The sequence below is a fragment of the Streptomyces sp. NPDC003635 genome (assembly GCF_053587635.1).
Window position 1 is genome coordinate 63,845 of the sequence record NZ_JBSFOK010000033.1, and the last position, 17,586, is coordinate 81,430.

At 72.3% G+C, this 17,586-nt stretch carries 19 protein-coding genes; 12 read left to right on the forward strand and 7 right to left on the reverse strand.

From position 1 onward, the window contains the following. The first annotated feature begins 12 nt into the window (after nucleotides 1-12). A complete protein-coding gene (locus tag ACWDRW_RS27245; protein ID WP_451726806.1) occupies nucleotides 13-459 on the forward strand; it encodes a type II toxin-antitoxin system PemK/MazF family toxin in 447 nt (148 codons plus the stop codon). Between the two features lie 43 nt (nucleotides 460-502). Here ACWDRW_RS27245 and ACWDRW_RS27250 read toward each other — a convergent pair whose 3' ends face one another. Then, nucleotides 503-1,321 carry a TIGR02452 family protein gene (locus tag ACWDRW_RS27250; RefSeq protein WP_451726809.1) on the reverse strand — a complete coding sequence of 273 codons (819 nt, stop codon included), beginning with the start codon at nucleotides 1,319-1,321 and terminating at the stop codon, nucleotides 503-505. A 278-nt stretch (nucleotides 1,322-1,599) separates the two neighbouring features. Between ACWDRW_RS27250 and egtA the strand changes: the two genes are divergently transcribed. The 7 genes from egtA (at nucleotide 1,600) to ACWDRW_RS27285 (ending at nucleotide 7,782) form a co-directional block, all read left to right on the forward strand. After that, nucleotides 1,600-2,895: an ergothioneine biosynthesis glutamate--cysteine ligase EgtA gene (egtA, locus tag ACWDRW_RS27255; RefSeq protein ID WP_451726812.1), complete on the forward strand. Its 1,296-nt coding sequence runs from the start codon at nucleotides 1,600-1,602 to the stop codon at nucleotides 2,893-2,895. Then, complete coding sequence (egtB, locus tag ACWDRW_RS27260; RefSeq protein ID WP_451726815.1) at nucleotides 2,892-4,208, forward strand: ergothioneine biosynthesis protein EgtB; 1,317 nt, start codon at nucleotides 2,892-2,894, stop codon at nucleotides 4,206-4,208. Before egtA ends, egtB begins: the two co-directional genes overlap by 4 nt. Beyond that, nucleotides 4,208-5,035, forward strand: coding sequence for an ergothioneine biosynthesis protein EgtC (gene egtC / locus ACWDRW_RS27265; protein WP_451726817.1), 828 nt, complete (start codon nucleotides 4,208-4,210; stop codon nucleotides 5,033-5,035). Before egtB ends, egtC begins: the two co-directional genes overlap by 1 nt. Continuing rightward, nucleotides 5,032-5,994, forward strand: coding sequence for an L-histidine N(alpha)-methyltransferase (gene egtD / locus ACWDRW_RS27270; RefSeq protein WP_451726820.1), 963 nt, complete (start codon nucleotides 5,032-5,034; stop codon nucleotides 5,992-5,994). Before egtC ends, egtD begins: the two co-directional genes overlap by 4 nt. A gap of 61 nt (nucleotides 5,995-6,055) precedes the next feature. Continuing rightward, nucleotides 6,056-6,271, forward strand: a complete 216-nt coding sequence (locus ACWDRW_RS27275; RefSeq protein WP_451726823.1) for a dodecin — start codon at nucleotides 6,056-6,058, stop codon at nucleotides 6,269-6,271. Between the two features lie 43 nt (nucleotides 6,272-6,314). After that, nucleotides 6,315-6,908, forward strand: coding sequence for a dihydrofolate reductase family protein (locus tag ACWDRW_RS27280; protein WP_451726826.1), 594 nt, complete (start codon nucleotides 6,315-6,317; stop codon nucleotides 6,906-6,908). A 16-nt stretch (nucleotides 6,909-6,924) separates the two neighbouring features. Next, nucleotides 6,925-7,782: a GNAT family N-acetyltransferase gene (locus ACWDRW_RS27285; protein ID WP_451726829.1), complete on the forward strand. Its 858-nt coding sequence runs from the start codon at nucleotides 6,925-6,927 to the stop codon at nucleotides 7,780-7,782. An 8-nt stretch (nucleotides 7,783-7,790) separates the two neighbouring features. Here the strand turns inward: ACWDRW_RS27285 and ACWDRW_RS27290 are convergent, their stop codons facing one another. After that, on the reverse strand, nucleotides 7,791-8,282 hold the full coding sequence (locus ACWDRW_RS27290) for a phosphatase domain-containing protein (protein WP_451726832.1): 492 nt from the start codon (nucleotides 8,280-8,282) through the stop codon (nucleotides 7,791-7,793). A gap of 67 nt (nucleotides 8,283-8,349) precedes the next feature. On the opposite strand from ACWDRW_RS27290, the gene ACWDRW_RS27295 reads away from it, so the two are divergent. The 3 genes from ACWDRW_RS27295 to ACWDRW_RS27305 all read left to right on the forward strand — a co-directional run bounded on the left by ACWDRW_RS27295 (nucleotide 8,350) and on the right by ACWDRW_RS27305 (nucleotide 10,171). Continuing rightward, nucleotides 8,350-8,751, forward strand: coding sequence for a (2Fe-2S) ferredoxin domain-containing protein (locus ACWDRW_RS27295; protein ID WP_451726835.1), 402 nt, complete (start codon nucleotides 8,350-8,352; stop codon nucleotides 8,749-8,751). A gap of 81 nt (nucleotides 8,752-8,832) precedes the next feature. Then, a complete protein-coding gene (gene rpmF / locus ACWDRW_RS27300; protein ID WP_451726838.1) occupies nucleotides 8,833-9,003 on the forward strand; it encodes a 50S ribosomal protein L32 in 171 nt (56 codons plus the stop codon). A gap of 4 nt (nucleotides 9,004-9,007) precedes the next feature. Then, nucleotides 9,008-10,171: a GTP-binding protein gene (locus ACWDRW_RS27305; RefSeq protein WP_451726841.1), complete on the forward strand. Its 1,164-nt coding sequence runs from the start codon at nucleotides 9,008-9,010 to the stop codon at nucleotides 10,169-10,171. A 27-nt stretch (nucleotides 10,172-10,198) separates the two neighbouring features. Here ACWDRW_RS27305 and ACWDRW_RS27310 read toward each other — a convergent pair whose 3' ends face one another. The 5 genes from ACWDRW_RS27310 to ACWDRW_RS27330 all read right to left on the reverse strand — a co-directional run bounded on the left by ACWDRW_RS27310 (nucleotide 10,199) and on the right by ACWDRW_RS27330 (nucleotide 15,478). After that, entirely contained in the window at nucleotides 10,199-11,014 is an 816-nt protein-coding gene (locus tag ACWDRW_RS27310; protein WP_451726843.1) for an AfsR/SARP family transcriptional regulator, read from the reverse strand. A gap of 292 nt (nucleotides 11,015-11,306) precedes the next feature. Further along, nucleotides 11,307-12,521 (reverse strand): alpha/beta hydrolase family protein, encoded by a 1,215-nt coding sequence (locus ACWDRW_RS27315; RefSeq protein ID WP_451726846.1) that lies wholly within the window; start codon nucleotides 12,519-12,521, stop codon nucleotides 11,307-11,309. Then, a complete protein-coding gene (locus tag ACWDRW_RS27320) occupies nucleotides 12,518-13,201 on the reverse strand; it encodes a TetR/AcrR family transcriptional regulator (RefSeq protein WP_451726848.1) in 684 nt (227 codons plus the stop codon). The genes ACWDRW_RS27315 and ACWDRW_RS27320 overlap by 4 nt, the downstream gene beginning before the upstream one ends. Nucleotides 13,202-13,206: 5 nt before the next feature. After that, nucleotides 13,207-14,811 (reverse strand): MFS transporter, encoded by a 1,605-nt coding sequence (locus tag ACWDRW_RS27325; protein ID WP_451726851.1) that lies wholly within the window; start codon nucleotides 14,809-14,811, stop codon nucleotides 13,207-13,209. Between the two features lie 133 nt (nucleotides 14,812-14,944). Beyond that, a complete protein-coding gene (locus tag ACWDRW_RS27330; RefSeq protein ID WP_451726853.1) occupies nucleotides 14,945-15,478 on the reverse strand; it encodes a 4'-phosphopantetheinyl transferase family protein in 534 nt (177 codons plus the stop codon). A 299-nt stretch (nucleotides 15,479-15,777) separates the two neighbouring features. Here ACWDRW_RS27330 and ACWDRW_RS27335 point away from each other — a divergent pair, with 299 nt between their 5' ends. Then, nucleotides 15,778-17,583, forward strand: a complete 1,806-nt coding sequence (locus tag ACWDRW_RS27335; protein ID WP_451726854.1) for a fatty acyl-AMP ligase — start codon at nucleotides 15,778-15,780, stop codon at nucleotides 17,581-17,583. Nucleotides 17,584-17,586: the final 3 nt, after the last annotated feature.

The window sequence follows — 17,586 nt, forward strand, 5'->3', positions numbered from 1 at the left end:
AACGTGATCCCCGTGACCGCGACCACCGAAGAAGACGTCCCCGGCCGCTCCGGCCCGTCCGCCACCGTCGAGGCCGACCCCCGCGAGGTCGGCCGGGTGCGCACCGAGTACTCACCCGCGCACGACGGCGACCCCGATCCCGGCGAGATCGTGTGGACGTGGGTGCCGTACGAGGAGAACGACGGCCGGGGCAAGGACCGCCCGGTGCTCGTCGTGGCCCGGGAGCCGGCCGGGACCTTCCTCGCCGTGCAGTTGTCCAGCAAGCGGCATGACGCCGACCGGGACTGGGTGCCGATCGGGCACGGGCCCTGGGACCGGTCCGGGCGCGACTCCTGGGTCGCTGTGGACCGGGTGCTGCGGCTGCACGAGCGGGGGATGCGGCGCGAGGCGTGCGCGCTGGACCGGATGCGGTTCAACTCCGTTGTGCACCAGTTGCGACTTCGGTACGGCTGGAAGTGAGGATGCGGGTCGTCCGTGGCCGGTCGCGCCGTTGCCCGCGCCCCTAACGGCGCGCCCCTGCAAACGCTCGCTCGAAGGCCGCCCGGGTCGTCGCGCCCGGAGAGCGGTCGAGTATCCCGAACACCACCTGCTCGAAGCGGTCGGCGAACCGTCCGCCCGGTCCGAGCAGCCCCCGGAACGCGCCTGCCACCTGCGCCGGGTCGTTCTGGAACACCCCGCAGCCCCAGGCGCCCAGCACCAGGCGCCGGTAGCCGTGCGCCGCGGCCGTCTCCAGCACCCGCTCGGCGCGGTGCGCGAGGGCGGCGGGGAGTTCGGCGACGCGCTCGGGTGCCGTGCGCCGGACCACTCCCGCGTTCGGCGCCGCCGAGGTGAGGAAGCCGCGCGTGTACGGCTCGTCCAGCAGACGTCCGCGGTCGTCGCGGAAGACGGGCACGCCGGGTGAGTGGATCACACGGTCCGTGTAGAACGCGTCCCGGTGCGCGCGGTGGTGGTCGTAGAACTCCCGGACCTCGGTCAGGCACGTGTACAGCGCCGAGGCGCGGCACAGGGCCTCCTCCTGCGCCTGCGCGCCGTTGAGGTAGCCGCCGCCCGGGTTGCGGGCCGAGGAGAAGTTGAGTACGGCCGTACCGTCCCCGAGCCTGCGCGCCGCCTCCAGGCTGGACTCGCCCGTGACCTCGATGCGCGTCCCGACCGGCGGCGCGGACGGCACCGGCACGGGCTCTGGTCCGTACATGCGCGTGCCGCGCCTGGCGGCGGCCACCGCCTGCGCGATCGGTGTCTCGCGGCCGTCGGAGCGCGTGTAGCCGCCCGCCGCCACGATCTGTTCCGTCTGCTGTGCGATGCCCCGCAGGCGCGCGCTCATGGCGCCACCCCCGTGAGCGCCTCGAGCGCGCGCCGGGCGCACTCCCCCGTCGTGCTCATGCACGCATCGTGGGCGATGCTCCACAGGAGGTGCAACAGATTTCCGGAGCCGCGAACGCCCTCGAAAACCCGCGGAAACCGGATGTGACCGAAGCGGAACATCCGGGGAGGCGCCCTTGTGCGGAGCCATTTCAGCGTCTTGGGTGGGACGAGTGTGCCGTCCCGGCCCACCCGAAATGCCGGGGCGGTGGCATGGTGGAATATCAGGAGGATCCCGATATGCCAGATTCGTCGAGCAGCTCGTCACCGAGCGGCTGTACCAGGCCCCGCACCTCGGTCTCCGAGGCCGAGGTCGAGGCCCTGGTCCGCGGTATCTGCTTCAAGACAGGTCCGCCCCGCACCCTCGGGGTCGAGGTGGAATGGCTCGTCCATGAGCTGCGCAGCCCGCAGCTCCCCGTCACACCCGAACGACTCGGAGCGGCCTACGCCGCCCTGCGGACCGTGCCTTTGAGGTCGGCGCTCACCGTCGAACCCGGTGGCCAGCTGGAGCTGAGCTCGCCGCCCGCCGCCTCCCTGATGGAGTGCATCGGCACCGTCTCCGCCGACCTCGACGCCGTCCGCGCCACCTTGCGCGGGCACGGTCTCGGTCTGGTCGGCATCGGCCAGGACCCCTGGCACGAACCCCGTCGCTATCTGCGCGAGCCGCGCTACGACGCCATGGAGGCCTGCCTGGACCGCAGAGGTCCGGCCGGCCGCGCCATGATGTGCACCTCGGCCTCCGTCCAGGTCTGCCTGGACGCGGGCCACGAGGAGCCGGGCCCCCTCGGCCATGTACGGCGCTGGTGGCTCGCCCACCAGCTCGGCGCGGTCCTGGTGGCGGCCTTCGCCAACTCCCCCCTCGCCGGGAACGAGCCCACCGGCTGGCGCTCCACCCGGCAGCTGATGTGGATGGAGATCGGCGCGGGCCGGGCGGGCGCTCCCCCGCTGAACGGCGATCCACGCGCCGCCTGGGCCCGGCACGTCCTGGACGCGCCGGTGATGTGCGTACGCCAGGACAGCGGCCCCTGGGAGGTCCCGGAAGGGCTCACCTTCCGGGAGTGGACCCGATCGGCGGTACCCAGGCCGCCGACGCGGGAGGACCTCGGCTACCACCTGACGACCATGTTCCCGCCGGTCAGGCCGCGCGGCCATCTCGAACTGCGCATGATCGACGCCCAGCCCGGCGAGGACGGCTGGATCGTGCCGCTCGCCGTGACGGCCGCGCTGTTCGACGATCCGCAGGCCGCCGAGACCGCCTACCGCGTGGTCAAGCCGCTCGCCGAGCGGGCCCTGCCGATGCCGGCGCCGCACAACCCGCTGTGGACCGACGCGGCCCGGCAGGGCATGTCCGACCCCGAACTGCACGAGGCGGCCGTCCTCTGCTTCGCCGCCGCGCTGGAGGCGCTGCCGAGGATGGGCGCCACCGACGAGGTCACGGCCGCCGTCACGGCGTACCGGGACCGCTACATCACCCGGGGCCGCAGTCCCGCCGACGACCTGCTCGACCGCCTGCACGGGAAGGACTTCAGCTCATGACCGAGCCCTCCGTCGACACCGATGAGCTCCGGGTCCGGGCCCTGACGACCCTCACCACCGCCCGGGACCGCACCACCCTGCTCACCAGCTGCGTCGAGGACCCGGACCTGACCGCACAGCACTCCCCGCTGATGTCGCCGCTGGTGTGGGACCTGGCGCACATCGGCAACCAGGAGGAGCAGTGGCTGCTGCGGGCGGTCGCGGGCCGGGAGGCCATGCGCCCGGAGATCGACAGCCTCTACGACGCCTTCGAGCACCCGCGCTCCGCGCGCCCCACGCTGCCGCTGCTGCCGCCCGCCGAGGCCCGGCTGTACGCCGCCGACGTGCGCGGACGGGTGATGGACCTGCTGGAGAGCACCGCGTTCCACGGGTCCCGGCTGACCGAGGCGGGCTTCGCGTTCGGGATGATCGCCCAGCACGAACAGCAGCACGACGAGACGATGCTGATCACCCATCAGCTCCGCAAGGGCCCGCAGGCCCTGACCGCCCCGGATCCGGATCCGGCCCCACTGTTCACCGGTCCGGCCGAAGTCCTGGTCCCCGGCGGCCCGTTCACCATGGGCACCTCCACCGAGCCCTGGGCGCTGGACAACGAACGCCCCGCGCACCGGCGCGAGGTGGCGCCCTTCCACATCGACACGGCCCCGGTCACCAACGAGGCGTACCAGGCGTTCATCGAGGACGGCGGCTACTCCGTCGAGCGTTGGTGGGCCCCGGCCGGCTGGGACCACATCCGGCAGCACTCGATCGAGGCCCCGCTGTTCTGGCGCCGGGACGGCGACCAGTGGCTGCGCCGCCGCTTCGGCGTTACCGAGGTCGTACCGCCCGACGAGCCGGTCGTGCACGTCAGCTGGTACGAGGCCGACGCCTACGCCCGCTGGGCCGGCCGGCGGCTGCCCACCGAGGCCGAGTGGGAGAAGGCGGCCCGGCACGACCCCGTCGGCGACCGCTCGATGCGCTACCCCTGGGGCGACGAGGACCCGCGGCCCGAGCACGCCAACCTCGGCCAGCGGCATCTGCGCCCGGCCCCCGCCGGAAGCTACGAGCAGGGCGAGTCCCCGCTCGGTGTACGGCAGTTGATCGGTGATGTGTGGGAGTGGACGGCGAGCGACTTCCTGCCCTATCCCGGGTTCGTCGCCTTCCCGTACAAGGAGTACTCGGAGGTGTTCTTCGGGCCGGAGTACAAGGTCCTGCGCGGCGGTTCGTTCGCCGTGGACGCGGTGGCCTGCCGGGGCACGTTCCGCAACTGGGACTACCCGATCCGCCGCCAGATCTTCTCCGGGTTCCGCACGGCCCGCTCGGAGGCCGTCTGATGTGCCGCCACCTGGCGTATCTGGGGCCCGAGGAGCCGCTCGGCATCCGTCTCGTCCAGCCCCCGCACGGCCTGTACCGGCAGTCCTGGGCGCCCCGGCGCCAACGGTACGGCACGGTCAACGCCGACGGTTTCGGGGTCGGCTGGTACGCGGCCGGCGACCCGGTGCCGGCTCGCTACCGGCGGGCGGGGCCGATCTGGGCGGACCAGTCCTTCGCCGACCTCGCCCGGGTCGTACGGACGACGGCCCTGCTCGCCGCGGTCCGGGACGCGACCCTGTCCGGCGCGGACGCGGAGGCCGCCGCGGCGCCCTTCGCCTCCGGGGTGTGGCTGTTCAGCCACAACGGCGCCGTGCCGGGCTGGCCCGACTCCCTGGCGCCGCTGACCCGGACCCTGCCGGCCGTGGACCTGCTGTCGCTGGAGGCCCGCAACGACTCGGCGTTCGTGTGGGCCCTGGCCCTGACCCGGCTGCGCGCCGGGGACGACGCGGGCCAGGCGCTGGCCGACACGGTCCTGGAGGTGGCCGAGGCAGCGCCGGACGCCCGGCTGAACCTGCTGCTGACCAGCGGCGACACCATCGCGGCGACCGCCTGGGGCGACACGCTGTGGTACCTGACGGCACCCGGCCACGGCACGGTCGTGGCCTCCGAGCCGTACGACGACGACCCGCTCTGGCACGAGGTCCCGGACCGCACCCTCCTCGTGGCGAGCCGCACGGACATCACCCTCACGCCGCTGAAGGAGCCGGGCGAGACCTCGGCGTCCTCCCCCACGCTCGAATCCGCTCGCGCGGGGGGACCCCCATCATTCAAGGAGCCCCGCACGTGAGCCCGTTCCTTCTCACCCGCCAACTGCCCGAGGACGCGACGGAGGCCGCCCTGCGCGCCGACGTCCTGCACGGCCTCAGCCGCACTCCCAAGACGCTCCCGCCGAAGTGGTTCTACGACGCCCACGGCAGCGAACTCTTCGAGCGGATCACGGAGTTGCCCGAGTACTACCCCACGCGCGCCGAACGCGAGATCCTCGTCGCCCGCGCCGCCGACATCGCCGCCGCCACCCACGCCCGCACCCTGGTCGAACTGGGCTCCGGCTCCTCGGAGAAGACGCGGTACGTGATCGACGCGCTGACCGAACTGCACACCTACGTCCCCGTCGACGTCAGCGAGAGCGCCCTCACCCAGGCCGGGCACGCCCTCATCGCGGAGCGGCCCGGACTCGCCGTGCACGCGCTCATCGCCGACTTCACCGGCGGGCTCACCCTGCCCGACACCCCCGGCCCCCGGCTGGTCGCGTTCCTCGGCGGCACGATCGGCAACCTGCTGCCCGCCGAGCGCGCCGACTTCCTCGCCCGGGTCCGCGCCCTGCTGGCCCCCGGCGACGCCCTCCTCCTCGGCACCGACCTGGTCAAGGACGAGGAGGTGCTGGTCAGGGCGTACGACGACGCGGCCGGAGTGACGGCCGCGTTCAACAAGAACGTCCTGACGGTCGTCAACCGCGAACTCGGCGCCGACTTCGATCCCGGGGCCTTCGACCATGTGGCGCTGTGGGACCCCGAGAGCGAGTGGATCGAGATGCGGCTGCGGGCCCGGACCGCGCAGACGGTGAAGGTGCCCGCGCTGGACCTGGCCGTCGACTTCGCGCCGGGCGAGGAGCTGTACACCGAGATCTCGGCGAAGTTCCGGAAGGAGGGAGTGCGCGCCGAACTGTCGGCGGCGGGTCTGGAGCTGACCCACTGGTGGACGGACGAGGAAGGCCGGTTCGCGCTGTCACTGAGCGTGGCGCGGTGACCGACGGCTCGCGCGGCGTCGCCGCCTGAGGCACGGTGGAGTGACGGAGAGGAGTACCCGCATGTCGAACCACACCTATCGGGTCACCGAGATCGTCGGCAGCTCGCACGAGGGCGTCGACCAGGCCATCCGCAACGGCATCGCCCGCGCGTCGCAGACCTTGCGCAACCTGGACTGGTTCGAGGTGACCCAGGTCAGGGGCCAGCTGGAGAACGGAGAGATCGCGCACTGGCAGGTCGGCCTGAAGGTCGGGTTCCGGCTCGAGGACTCCGACTGACGGCCACCGATGAGTTCGGGGGGAGAGACGGGTCAGCACTGGTATGACACGCATCGTCGCTGACATCTCGGTCTCCCTCGACGGCTTCGTCACCGGTCCTGACCCCGGCCCCGAGAACGGCCTGGGCACCGGTGGCGAGGCCCTGCACACCTGGGCGTTCTCCGACGACCCGGACGACCGCCGACTCCTGCGCGAGGCCACCGCCCGCTCGGGCGCCGTCGTCCTCGGCCGCCGGCTCTTCGACATCGTCGACGGGCCGGGCGGCTGGGACGACGAGGTCGGCTACGGCGCGGGCGAGGCGGGAAAACCCGCCTTCGTCGTCGTGACCAGCGCGCCGCCGAAGTCGGTACGGCTGACCGGCCTCGACTGGACGTTCGTCACGACCGGGGTGGTCGACGCCGTCGCGGCGGCACGCGAGCGCGCGCCGCAGGGCCTCGACGTCGTTCTCATGGGCGGCGGCGCCACGATCCGCTCCGCGTTCGACGCCGGTCTGGTCGACGTGTTGTCCCTGCATCTCGCTCCGGTCGTCCTGGGCGCCGGGACGCCCCTGTTCACCGGTGGCCCGCGGCGCGGTCTGGTGCGGCGGAGCGTGACACCGACGACGACGGCGACGCATCTGACGTACGACGTCCTGTGACGGGCATGGATGACGCATGCCCTCAGAGGACTGGCACCTCACCGAAGACATCGACGAATTCCTCACCCACGCCGGGGAGTTCCTGCGCTCCCGGCCCGCGCTGCACACCACCCCGCTGTCGGTGACCGAGAAACTCCGCACGCTCGGTCCTCAGGCGTACGGTGGCGGGGCACCGGTCCTCGGCCGCCTGGAACGGGCGGGCGAGGTCAGGGCGACGTTCTACCGCTTCCCGAACCTCGGCCTGAACGTCACCTCACTCACCCCCGACCGTGCCGAGTCCCTCGCCACGCGCCTGCTGGCCCTCGGCCACTCCATCCCGTACGTCACCGCGGACGAGAGCACCGCCAACGCCTTCGCCGAGGCCTGGCAGCGGCACACCGGCACGACGTCGAAGCTCCGGGTACGGCTGCGCCTGTACCGGCTGGACACCCTCACCCCGCCGGACCCCTTCCCGGCGGGCCGGGGCCGGCTCGCGGTCGACGAGGACCAGGAGCACCTGATGCGCTGGTGCCGCGAGTTCGCGGCGGACGTGGGCGAGGAGGTCTCCATCGACGCCGCCACCTGGGCGGGCACGCGCTTCGCCGAGAAGCGCTACACCTTCTGGGAGACCCCCGACGGCTCCCCCGTCTCCATGGCGGGCGCCAACCCGATGGTCGGCGGCCAGGTCCGGGTGGACCCCGTCTACACCCCGGCCCACCTGCGCGGCCACGGCTACGCGGCAGCCGTGACGGTCGAGGTGAGCCGGGCGGCACGGGCGGCCGGCGCCGAGGAGGTGGTCCTGTACACCAACGCCGCCAACCCCACCAGTAACGCCCTGTACCCACGCCTCGGTTACCGTCACCTCACCGACGTCGTGGTGCTCGACTTCTCATGAGCCGGGAGTCAGGTCCGCCCCTCCTTCTCCTGGGCGGTCCTCAGGGCGGCGGAAGGCTTGGCCCAGTGCGCCCGTACGACGGTGAACCCGGCCTGTTCCGCGTCCGCGCAGACGAGTTCGTCGTCGTCCACCAGGACCTGGATCTCCCGGGTGCGGGCGAGGCGGCGGAGGATCTCCAGCTTGGTGCGCCGGGCGGGGCGGCGGTCGTTGTCGCGGCGCATGTACACCCGGCCCTCGGGCAGGCCCTGGGCCGCCAGCCACTCCAACGTGTCGGAGCGGCAGCGCTCGGGGCGGCCGGTGAGGTAGACGACCTCGCACTCCTCGGCGCTGGCCAGCACCAGCGCGATGCCCTCGGGGATCGGCGGGTCCGCGGGAGCGGCGGCGAAGAAGGCGTCCCAGTCGCGGGGCTTGGACTCCAGGAACCGCTGCCGGTGGGCGGTGTCGGCGAGGGTGTTGTCGAGGTCGAACACGGCGAGCGGAAGCCTGTTGCTGTCGGTCACGGCGTCAACTGTACGCAGTCGGCGGCCCGGTGACCGGCACGAACGCCGTGGGCGGCATGCTTCTGTCATGCCTTCGACGCCCCGCACCTCCCTGGCCGCCTCCGCCTGCACGCTCGTCGTCTGCCGCGGCTGCTGCTGCGGCAACGCCCGCAAGCACCCCGGCACCGACCACGAGGGTCAGTTGGAGATCCTGCGCGGCGCGGCGGCCGAACACGGCTTCCGGATCCGTACGACGGACTGCCTCGGCCCGTGCGACCAGGCCAACGTGATCGTCGTGGGGCCCTCGGCGGCGGGCCGCCGCGCCGGCGGACGTCCGACCTGGATCGGGTTCGCCTCGGACCACGACAGCACCGACGAGATCGTGGAGTGGGTGGCGGCGGGCGGGCCGGGCGTGGCCGAGCCGCCGGTCACCCTCGAGCTGCAGTTCATCGACCCGCCGAAGGAGGCGAGGGTGCGCTCCCGACGCTGAGCTGCGCACCTCCCGTCAATTGTTAATGGGATCCATTTTCATGTAGCGTCCTCGCTGTTCACCCCACCGAGGAGGTTCGTCATGGCCGTCCCCAAGCGGAAGATGTCCCGCAGCAACACCCGCCACCGCCGAGCGCAGTGGAAGGCGTCCACCCCGACCCTGGTCCCGGTCACGGTCGACGGGGTCCGGCACCTCGTACCGCAACGGCTGGTCAAGGCGTACGAGCGCGGGCTGCTGCGCCCCGAGGACTGACCGGATGACCGCCGACCGCCGCCTGCCCGTCACCGTGCTCTCCGGATTCCTCGGGGCGGGCAAGACCACCCTGCTCAACCACGTCCTCCGCAATCGCGAGGGACTGCGGGTGGCCGTGATCGTCAACGACATGAGCGAGGTCAACATCGACGCGGCGCTGGTGCGCGGCGGCGAGGCCGCCCTGTCGCGCACCGAGGAACACCTGGTCGAGATGACCAACGGCTGCATCTGCTGCACGCTGCGCGACGACCTGCTCGAGGAGGTCGACCGGCTGGCCCGCGAGGACCGCTTCGACCACCTGCTCATCGAGTCCTCCGGGATCTCCGAGCCGATGCCGGTCGCGGCCACCTTCTCCTTCGCCCGCGACGACGGCGCCACCCTCGGGGACCTGGCCCGGCTGGACACCATGGTCACCGTCGTGGACGCGGCCAACTTCCTGCCCGAGCTGGCAGGCGGTGACGAACTCGCCGAGCGCGGGCTCGCCCCGTACGAGGACGACGAACGCACGGTGAGCGATCTGCTCGTGGACCAGGTCGAGTTCGCCGACGTCCTCGTGCTGAACAAGCTGGACCTGGTGGACGAGCCGTCGGCGGCGCGGCTGCGGGCGGCGCTCGGCCGGCTGAACCCGGTGGCGCGGCTCGTCGACGCCGTGCGGGGTCAGGTGCCGCTCCGACAGGTGCTGGGCACGCGACTGTTCGACCTGGAGCGAGCGCAGCAGGCGCCGGGCTGGGTACGGGAGCTCAACGGCGAGCATGTTCCCGAGACCGAGGAGTACGGCGTCTCCTCCACGCTCTTCCGCTCCGAAGCCCCCTTCCACCCCGAGCGGTTGTGGACGTTCGTGACCGAACGCCTCGACAGCGGTGAATACGGTCGCGTCCTGCGCTCGAAGGGGTTCTTCACCCTGGCGAGCCGCCCCCGGGTGACGGGACTGTGGTCGCAGGCGGGCTCGGTGGCCCGCTTCGAACCGTCGGCCGCGCGCAGCGACGAGACCCCGCACGCCCAGGAACTGGTCTTCATCGGGACGCAGTTGCAGTCGCAGCCCCTGCAAGCGGCGCTCGCCGACTGCCTGATGACACCCGACGAGCCCCTCCCGTCCACCGATCCCTTCCCCACCTGGGGCACCTACGGCATCGACGAGACCTGCGACCACGAACACGCCGGACGTTGAAGAGCCGGATGACCCTGCCCCACCCCGTCAGCCCAGGGCGGGGATGACCCCGGCCGCCTCCAGACGCTCGGGGTCCGCTCGCAGGATCGCCTCGTGGGCGAGGCGCAGGGACGGGCCGGGTTCGACGCCCAGTTCCTCTCTGAGAACGCGGCGGGCGGTGCGGTACACCGCGAGTGCGTCGCCCTGACGGTTCGCCCGGTACAGGGCGATCATCAGCTGGTGGTGGAAGGGCTCCCGCAGCGGGTGCTGGAGCACCAGGCCGCGCAGTTCCTCGATCATCTCGTGGTGGCGGCCGAGGGCCAGCGCCGACTCCATCCTCAGTTCGGTGCAATTCAGCCGTTTCTCGTCCTGGACCGTGGTGAACGAATCGATGACGAGGGAGCCGGGAATGCCCTCCAGCACGGGACCGCGCCAGAGGGAGAGCGCTCGGCGGAGGAGTTCGGACGCATGCAGGTAATCGGCCGCCATATAGCGTTCTCGGCCTAGGGTGTAGAGCACCTCGAATTCATGGAGATCGGTCATCGTGCCGCTCGAGTCGAGGATATAGCCGAGCGGCGTCGTCACGATCGGCGATATTCCTCGTGGAGTGCTCAGGATTTTCCGTAGTTGTGAGATGTACACGCGCAGGCTCGCGCCCGCGCAGCGCGGCGGGTCCTGTTCCCACAGTTCCGTCACGAGTTTCTCGCCGGCCACCGGCTCACCCGCCCTGATCAGGAGCAGGGCGAGCAGTTTCACCAGCTTGGGCGGCTCGGGTGTCAGGTCGGCGCCGCCCCGGGTCACCCGCAGGCGCCCGAGCAGGTCGTAGCGCAGTGGCTGGTCAGCCTGTACAGAGGACAGGGCCACAGCAAACCCCCCAGAATGCGTAGGCACGCATTCAACTGATTCTGGTTCCCCCGTCCGCCCTCAGGTCTGGGACGCACATAGTCGACGATATATCGACTGATGCGTGAAGCATATGCTAGCCCTCCTCTCGCTACCACCCCCTCCCTGTTACACCATCATTAAGGGCAACGGAACTCGAACCGCTCGGATTCGGGCAGCGGGAATGCATTTCGGCCGCCTCGAAAATGGGACGACAGCCCGGCCCGCCACCCCGGGCCGGGCTGTCTGGTCCGCCGACAGGTCCAGGCGCGGGTCAGACCCGGGCCGGCCGTCCCGCGCCGAGGGTCTGGTTCAGCCACGCGAACAGCCGGTCGTGGAAGAGCCGCATGGCGCCCGAGTGGCAGTGCGCCCCGCCACCCTCGTCCGCGGTGAACACCTGGAGCGTCTTGGGCGAGTTCAGCCCGGAGTAGACCTTCTTGGCGTGTTCCAGGCCGGCGAAGAACATGTCCTCCTCCGCGTCCATGGCCAGCACGGGACAGCGCACCCGCCCGATGACCTCCGACAGGTCGAAGTCGGGCAGCCGGCGCAGCAGCCCGGCCGGGGTGTCGGTACCGAAGGTCCACAGCGCGTGTCGCAACAGCCAGCGGGTGAAGGTCTGCTGGGCGGCGATCCCCCACATGACCGGGTCGGCGAAGTCGTCGTGTCCCTGCTCGACCCACTCCAGCACGAACGGCGGCAGGGCGACGACGTCGCCGAGCTGCCAGACCGCGTCGTGGGCGACACAGCCGGCCAGCCGGTGCTCGAAGGCCGCCGCCCGCACGGCGAGCAGACCGCCGAGGCTGGTGCCGACCAGCGCCAACCGGTCGCCGTCCACGCCGGGCAGGGTCACGGCGTGGTCCACGACCGGGGTGACGACGTTCTCCCAGTCGGGCCGGAAGACCAGGCCCTGGTCGCGCACGACGGAGCCCTGTCCGGGTCCTTCGAAGCAGAGACAGTTCCAGCCGTGGGCGAGGGCCGCCGCGGCGACGAAGAAGTAGCCTTCCTCGACCGTGGAGTCGAGCCCGCCGTGGTGGATGATCGTCGGCCGGGGCTCGTCGGAGTCGTCGACCCGGTAGAGGTAGGCGGGCAGGGAGGTGTCCTCGTAGGGGATGCGGAGGAACTGCGGTGGCCGCTCCATGAGTTCGGCGGCGTCGGCGAAGGTCTCGCGGGACAGGCGCATCAGGCGTGCGGGCTCCGCGCCGTGGGGGTCGTCGCGTTCGAAGAACTCGGCGGTGCGGTAGTAGTTGTGGGCCCGCAGCAGCGCGGTCCGGGCGGAGTCGGTGCGTCCCTCGCCGCGTGCCGTGACGGCCAGGCCGTGGACGCGTTCGGCGAGGGAGGTCCAGGCGCGCCGCCAGGCGTCGGTGTCTCCGCCGGGGATGCGGGAGGCGACCGCGACGACCTCGCCGAGCTGCGCGCCACCGTAGTCGGCGTATCCGGCGGCGCGCAGTGCCTGGTAGTCGAAGGCGGGGTCGTCGAAGAGGAATTTCATGGCAGCGGCTCCTCTGGTCGGGGCAGGTGCTCCGGTGGGGTGGCCGGGTGGGTCCCGGCCCGGCTGGTGCGGGTCCCGTTCAGGAACGTGTCGACGATGCGTTCGGCGAACGCCGCTGACTGGACGGGGCGTTGGCGAAGGATGAGGCGGGCGGCCATCGGGCCGGTGAGGATCTCGACGGCGTCGTCGAGGTCGAGGTCGGCGCGGAGTTCGCCGCTGTCGATGCCGTCGCGCAGGACTCCCAGGAATGCCTCGTGGCGGGCGGCGAGGACGGTGTCCTCGAAGCGCTCGACGAGTTGGGGGCGGCGTACGGCCTCGCCGAGCAGGCTGCCGATCAGCCGGTGCAGGTGGGTGTCCTGGCCGCGGTGGCGGAGCTGGTCGACGAGTGTCACCAGCCGGTCCCGCAGGCTGAGTCCGTCCAGCGGCGGCACGGGCAGGTCGAGGGTGCCCAGGGCGGCCAGCACCAGTTCTTCCTTGTTGCGCCAGCGGCGGTAGATGGTGGCCCGGGCGACGCCCGCGCGCTGGGCGACCAGGTCCATGGACAGGTCGCCGAAGCTGCACCCCTCGCTGAGCAGGCCCAGGGTGCTGTGCAGGATGGCCTGGTCGGCGGCGGGGTCGCGCTGACGGCCGCCCCGGGGGGACGGTCCCCGGGCGGCCGCGGGCGGGTCGACGTGGGGCATACGGCTCAGACCTCCGTGGTGTGGACTTCTCGCTCGGTCGCCTCCTGGCCGCCGGGGGCACCGGCGGACGTACGGGAGGGCAGGAACAGCAGGCTGACGAGGGCGCCGAGGAGGCCGGCGCCGGCGGCGACGAGGGCCGTGAGGTGCATGGCGGAGAGGAACGCCTCGACGGCCCGGTCGGCGAGCGCCGCACCAGGCGGGCCCAGTTCCCGGGCGGCGGTAAGGGTGGTGGCGATGGACTCTTCCGCGCTGTCGCGGGCCGCGGCGGGCAGGGCCGTGAGGTCGCCCTCGATCCGGGCGCGGTAGGCGGCGGAGAGCACCGAGCCCAGGACGGCGACCCCGAGGGCGCCGCCCACCTGCCGGAACGTGGTGGTGACCGCCGAGCCGGTGCCCGCCCGGTCCTGGGAGACGGCGGACATGGCGGCCGAGGTCGCGGGCGGCATCACGCAGGCGATGCCGAGGCCCATGACGAACAGAACGGTCTCGATGACCCACACCTCGGTGTGTTCGTCGATGCCCGCGACGGCGAGGAAGGCGAGCGAGGTGAGCAGCATGCCGGTGGCGCAGACCGGTCCGGCCCCGACCCGCTTGGCCAGCAGCGTGGCCGGTGCCGAGCACGCCAACTGGGCCACGGCCAGGGGCAGTAGCAGCAAACCGGCCTCCAGCGGCGTCCAGCCGCGCACGCTCTGGAGATAGAACACCAGGAAGAAGGTGGCGCCGAGCAGGGCGAAGAAGACCAGGCCGATCACGGTCACGGCGGCCGAGAAGCGGCGGACGGTGAACAGGGCGAGGTCCAGGGCGGGCCGCTCGGCGCGGTGCTCCCACCGGGCGAACAGGCCCAGGACCAGCAGGCCGCCGAGGATCGGGCCCCACACCGCGGCCTCCGTCCAGTGGTCGGACTCGCCGCCCCGGATCACGCCGTACACCAGTGCGGTGAGCCCGACGACGGAGAGCAGGGCGCCGAGGGGGTCGAGGCCGCCGCGGGCGGGGTCCTTGGACTCGGGGACGACGACGAGGGTGGCGACCGCCCCGGTCAGCACGACGGGCAGGTTGATCAGGAAGACCGAGCCCCACCAGAAGTGCTGGAGCAGCGCGCCGCCGGTGATCGGCCCGAGCGCGACGGCGAGTCCGGCGGCACCGGCCCACAGGCCGATGGCCTTGGCGCGCTCGGCGGGCGGGAAGACCGCCATGATGATCGCCAGGGTGGCCGGCAGCACCAGCGCGGCCCCGATCCCCAACCCGGCCCGCGCGAGGATCAGTTCGTCGGCGCTGCGGGCGTAGGCGGACCACAGGGAGCAGACGCCGAAGACGGCGAGTCCGGCCAGCAGGACGCGTTTTCGTCCCCAGCGGTCGGCGAGCGCGCCGGCGGTGAAGAGCAGCGCGGCGAAGACGAGGGCGTAGGAGTCGATGGACCACTGCAGAGCGCCCGGCGAGGCGCCGAGGCCCTCGGGCGCGGGTTCGGCGAGGGTTTTCAGGGCCACGTTGAGGATCGACGTGTCCAGGACCACGAGCAGCAGCCCGACCAGGAGCACCGCGAGGACGCGCCAGCGGTGCGGGTGGCCGGTCTGTGACGGGTCGTCGGAGGGCGTGCGGCGTACAGGAGTTGTCACGGATGTCCGCTCCTCGGTGAGAAGAGGGTGATCGTGAGCCGAGTGCCGTTCGGCCCTGACGCTAGACCCGGCGAGCAATCGAGTCAACGGTGTATCGAAACATCGTTGACTCGATTGCCTGAGCCTGGGGCCGTCACCCCTCGGGTCCCAGCGCGCGGGCCACGACGAAGCCGTCCAGGAGCGGATCGCAGCGCAGCCGCCAGCCCGGCGCGGACCGCTCCAGCCACCAGCCGCTCTCCGGGACGAGCCGGGGGCGCAGGCGGGTGAAGTCGTAGGCCAGACCCAGGCCGAGGGCCTTGGTGTAGGCCTCCTTGAGCGTCCACAGCCGTACCAGCCGGGTATTGCGCACGGCGGGCGGCAGGTCGCGCAGCTCGGCCAGTTCCTCCGGGTGGCAGATCTTCTCGGCGAGCCCCGGCGCCAGCAGCGGGCGGTCCCGGGCCTCCACGTCCACGCCGATCCGGCGGCCGCGGGCGACGCCGACGACGAGCACGTCGGCCGTGTGACTGATGCTCACGTCCAGGCCGGCGGGGGCGCGCAGGACCGGTCGGCCATGCCCGTCGCGGTCCAGGCGCACGCGATGCTGGGGTGTGGCGGCGGCCGCGGCCACGACCTGACGCAGCAGCGACCGGGCTCCCGACGACCGCGCCCGGCCCAGGTGTTCACCCACCGGCTCGACCAGTCTGCCGAGGCAGACGGCATGTCCGCCGGGCGGCAGTGGACCCTCCGGGAGCCCTCCCCCCTCACACACCCGCACGCAACCCCCTCCGACCGACCGGCACCGCGTGCCAGCACGGTACGTGTTTCCGCGCGCACCCACCGTCGCATTCGGCCAGGGATACAGCCCCAAACCGTTGACGTGCGCACCAATTTTCGCTTTACGCCGCCTTTTCACCGCGCCCCAAGGGTGGGGACATCGGATGGCACTCGGTGCCGCCGCAAGGAAACGGTTCTCGGAGAGGACATCTCGTGCCACACCAGCTTCAGTACCGGACGATGACGGACGCCGTACGCACCGGCGCGGAGCGCCATCCGGAGCGGCCGGCCTTCGTCTACCTGCACGAGGACGGTCCGGGCATGCGCCCCGAGGAGCTCAGCTACGCCGAACTGGACCGCCGGGCCCGCCTGGTGGCCACCCGGTTGCGGCACGCGTCCTCCAAGGACTGCGCACGCCCGGTGCTGCTGCTCTACCCGCCGACCCTGGACTTCGTCACGGCCTTCCTGGGCTGCTTCTACGCCGGGCGCACCGCCATCCCCGCCCCCCTGCCCGACGAGCCGGGCGAAAGGCTCGCCCGCGTCCAGGGCATCCTGCGGGACGCCGACGTCGGGGCGGTGCTGACGCTCCCGGAGTACCGCCAGCCCGTCAGCGCCTGGCTGGCCGCCGCCGGCGAGCGCGACGTGCTGTGCCTCGCGGCCGGCGGGGACGCCGAGGAGACGGCCGACCCGGACCTGTGGACCCCGCCCCCGGTACGCGACTCGGACGTGGCCTTCCTCCAGTACAGCTCCGGCTCCACCAGCGAGCCGAAGGGCGTCATGGTCACGCACGCCAACCTCGCCGCCAACGAGGAGGCCATACGCGGCGCCATGCGGACCCCGGACGGCGTCGTGGCGGGCAGTTGGCTGCCGCTCTACCACGACATGGGGCTCATCGGCATGACCCTGCACCCGCTGTGGGTGGGCGGCACCAGCGTGCAGATGTCGCCGATCGCCTTCGTCAAGCAGCCGCACCGCTGGCTGCGCATGATCCACGACTATCGGGTCGAGGGCACCGCCTCCCCCAACTTCGGCTACGAACTGTGCACCCGCCGCGTCACCGAGGAACAGTCCGCGGACCTGGACCTGTCCAGCCTGCGCGTGGCCCTCAACGGCGCCGAACCGGTCCGCGCCGAGACCCTGCGCGCCTTCGTGAGCCGCTTCGCGCCCCACGGGCTGCGCCCGCAGGCCATGATCCCCTGTTACGGCCTGGCCGAGAACACCCTGCTGGTCTCCGGCGGGGACACCGAGGCCCCGCACGTCGAACTCACCGTCGACGCACACGCTCTGGAGCAGGACGAGCTGCGGCCCGCCCGCACCGACCGGCCCACCCGCACCCTCGTCGGCTGCGGCCGGCCGAAGAACACCGAGGTCCTGATCGTGGACCCGGTGACCCTGCGGGTCCTGCCCGGCGGCCAGGTCGGCGAGATCTGGCTGCGCGGCGCCTCGGTGGCCGCCGGCTACTGGAACCGCGAGGAACTCACCGCCGCGGCCTTCCGGGCCGAGACCGCGGACGGCCGCGCCGGCTACTTCCGCACCGGCGACCTCGGAGCCCTGCTCGACGAGGAGCTCTACGTCACCGGGCGGATCAAGGAGATGCTGATCCAACACGGCCGCAACCTCTACCCGCAGGACATCGAGCGGGCCGTGCAGGAGGCCGGGGAGGCGTTCCGGCGCGGCGGGGGTGCGGTGTTCACCGTCACCGACGCATCCGAGCGCGCGCACGTGGTCGTGGTGCAGGAGCTGCGGACCAGCGCCGCCGACGACCACGACCCGGCGCAACTCGGCGCCACCGTGCAGTCCCTGCTCAGCCGTCAGTTCCAGCTGCCCGCCGTGAGCGTGGTGCTGGTACGGCCCGGCGTGATCCGCAAGACCACCAGCGGCAAGACGCAGCGCACCCTCATGCGGCAGCTCTTCCTCGACGGCGCCCTGCCGGTGCTGCACCAGCGACTCCAGCCCCCGGTCGCCGCCCTGGTCCCCGCGACGGCCGACGCACCGGAGCCCGCCGCCACCCCCCGTTGATCC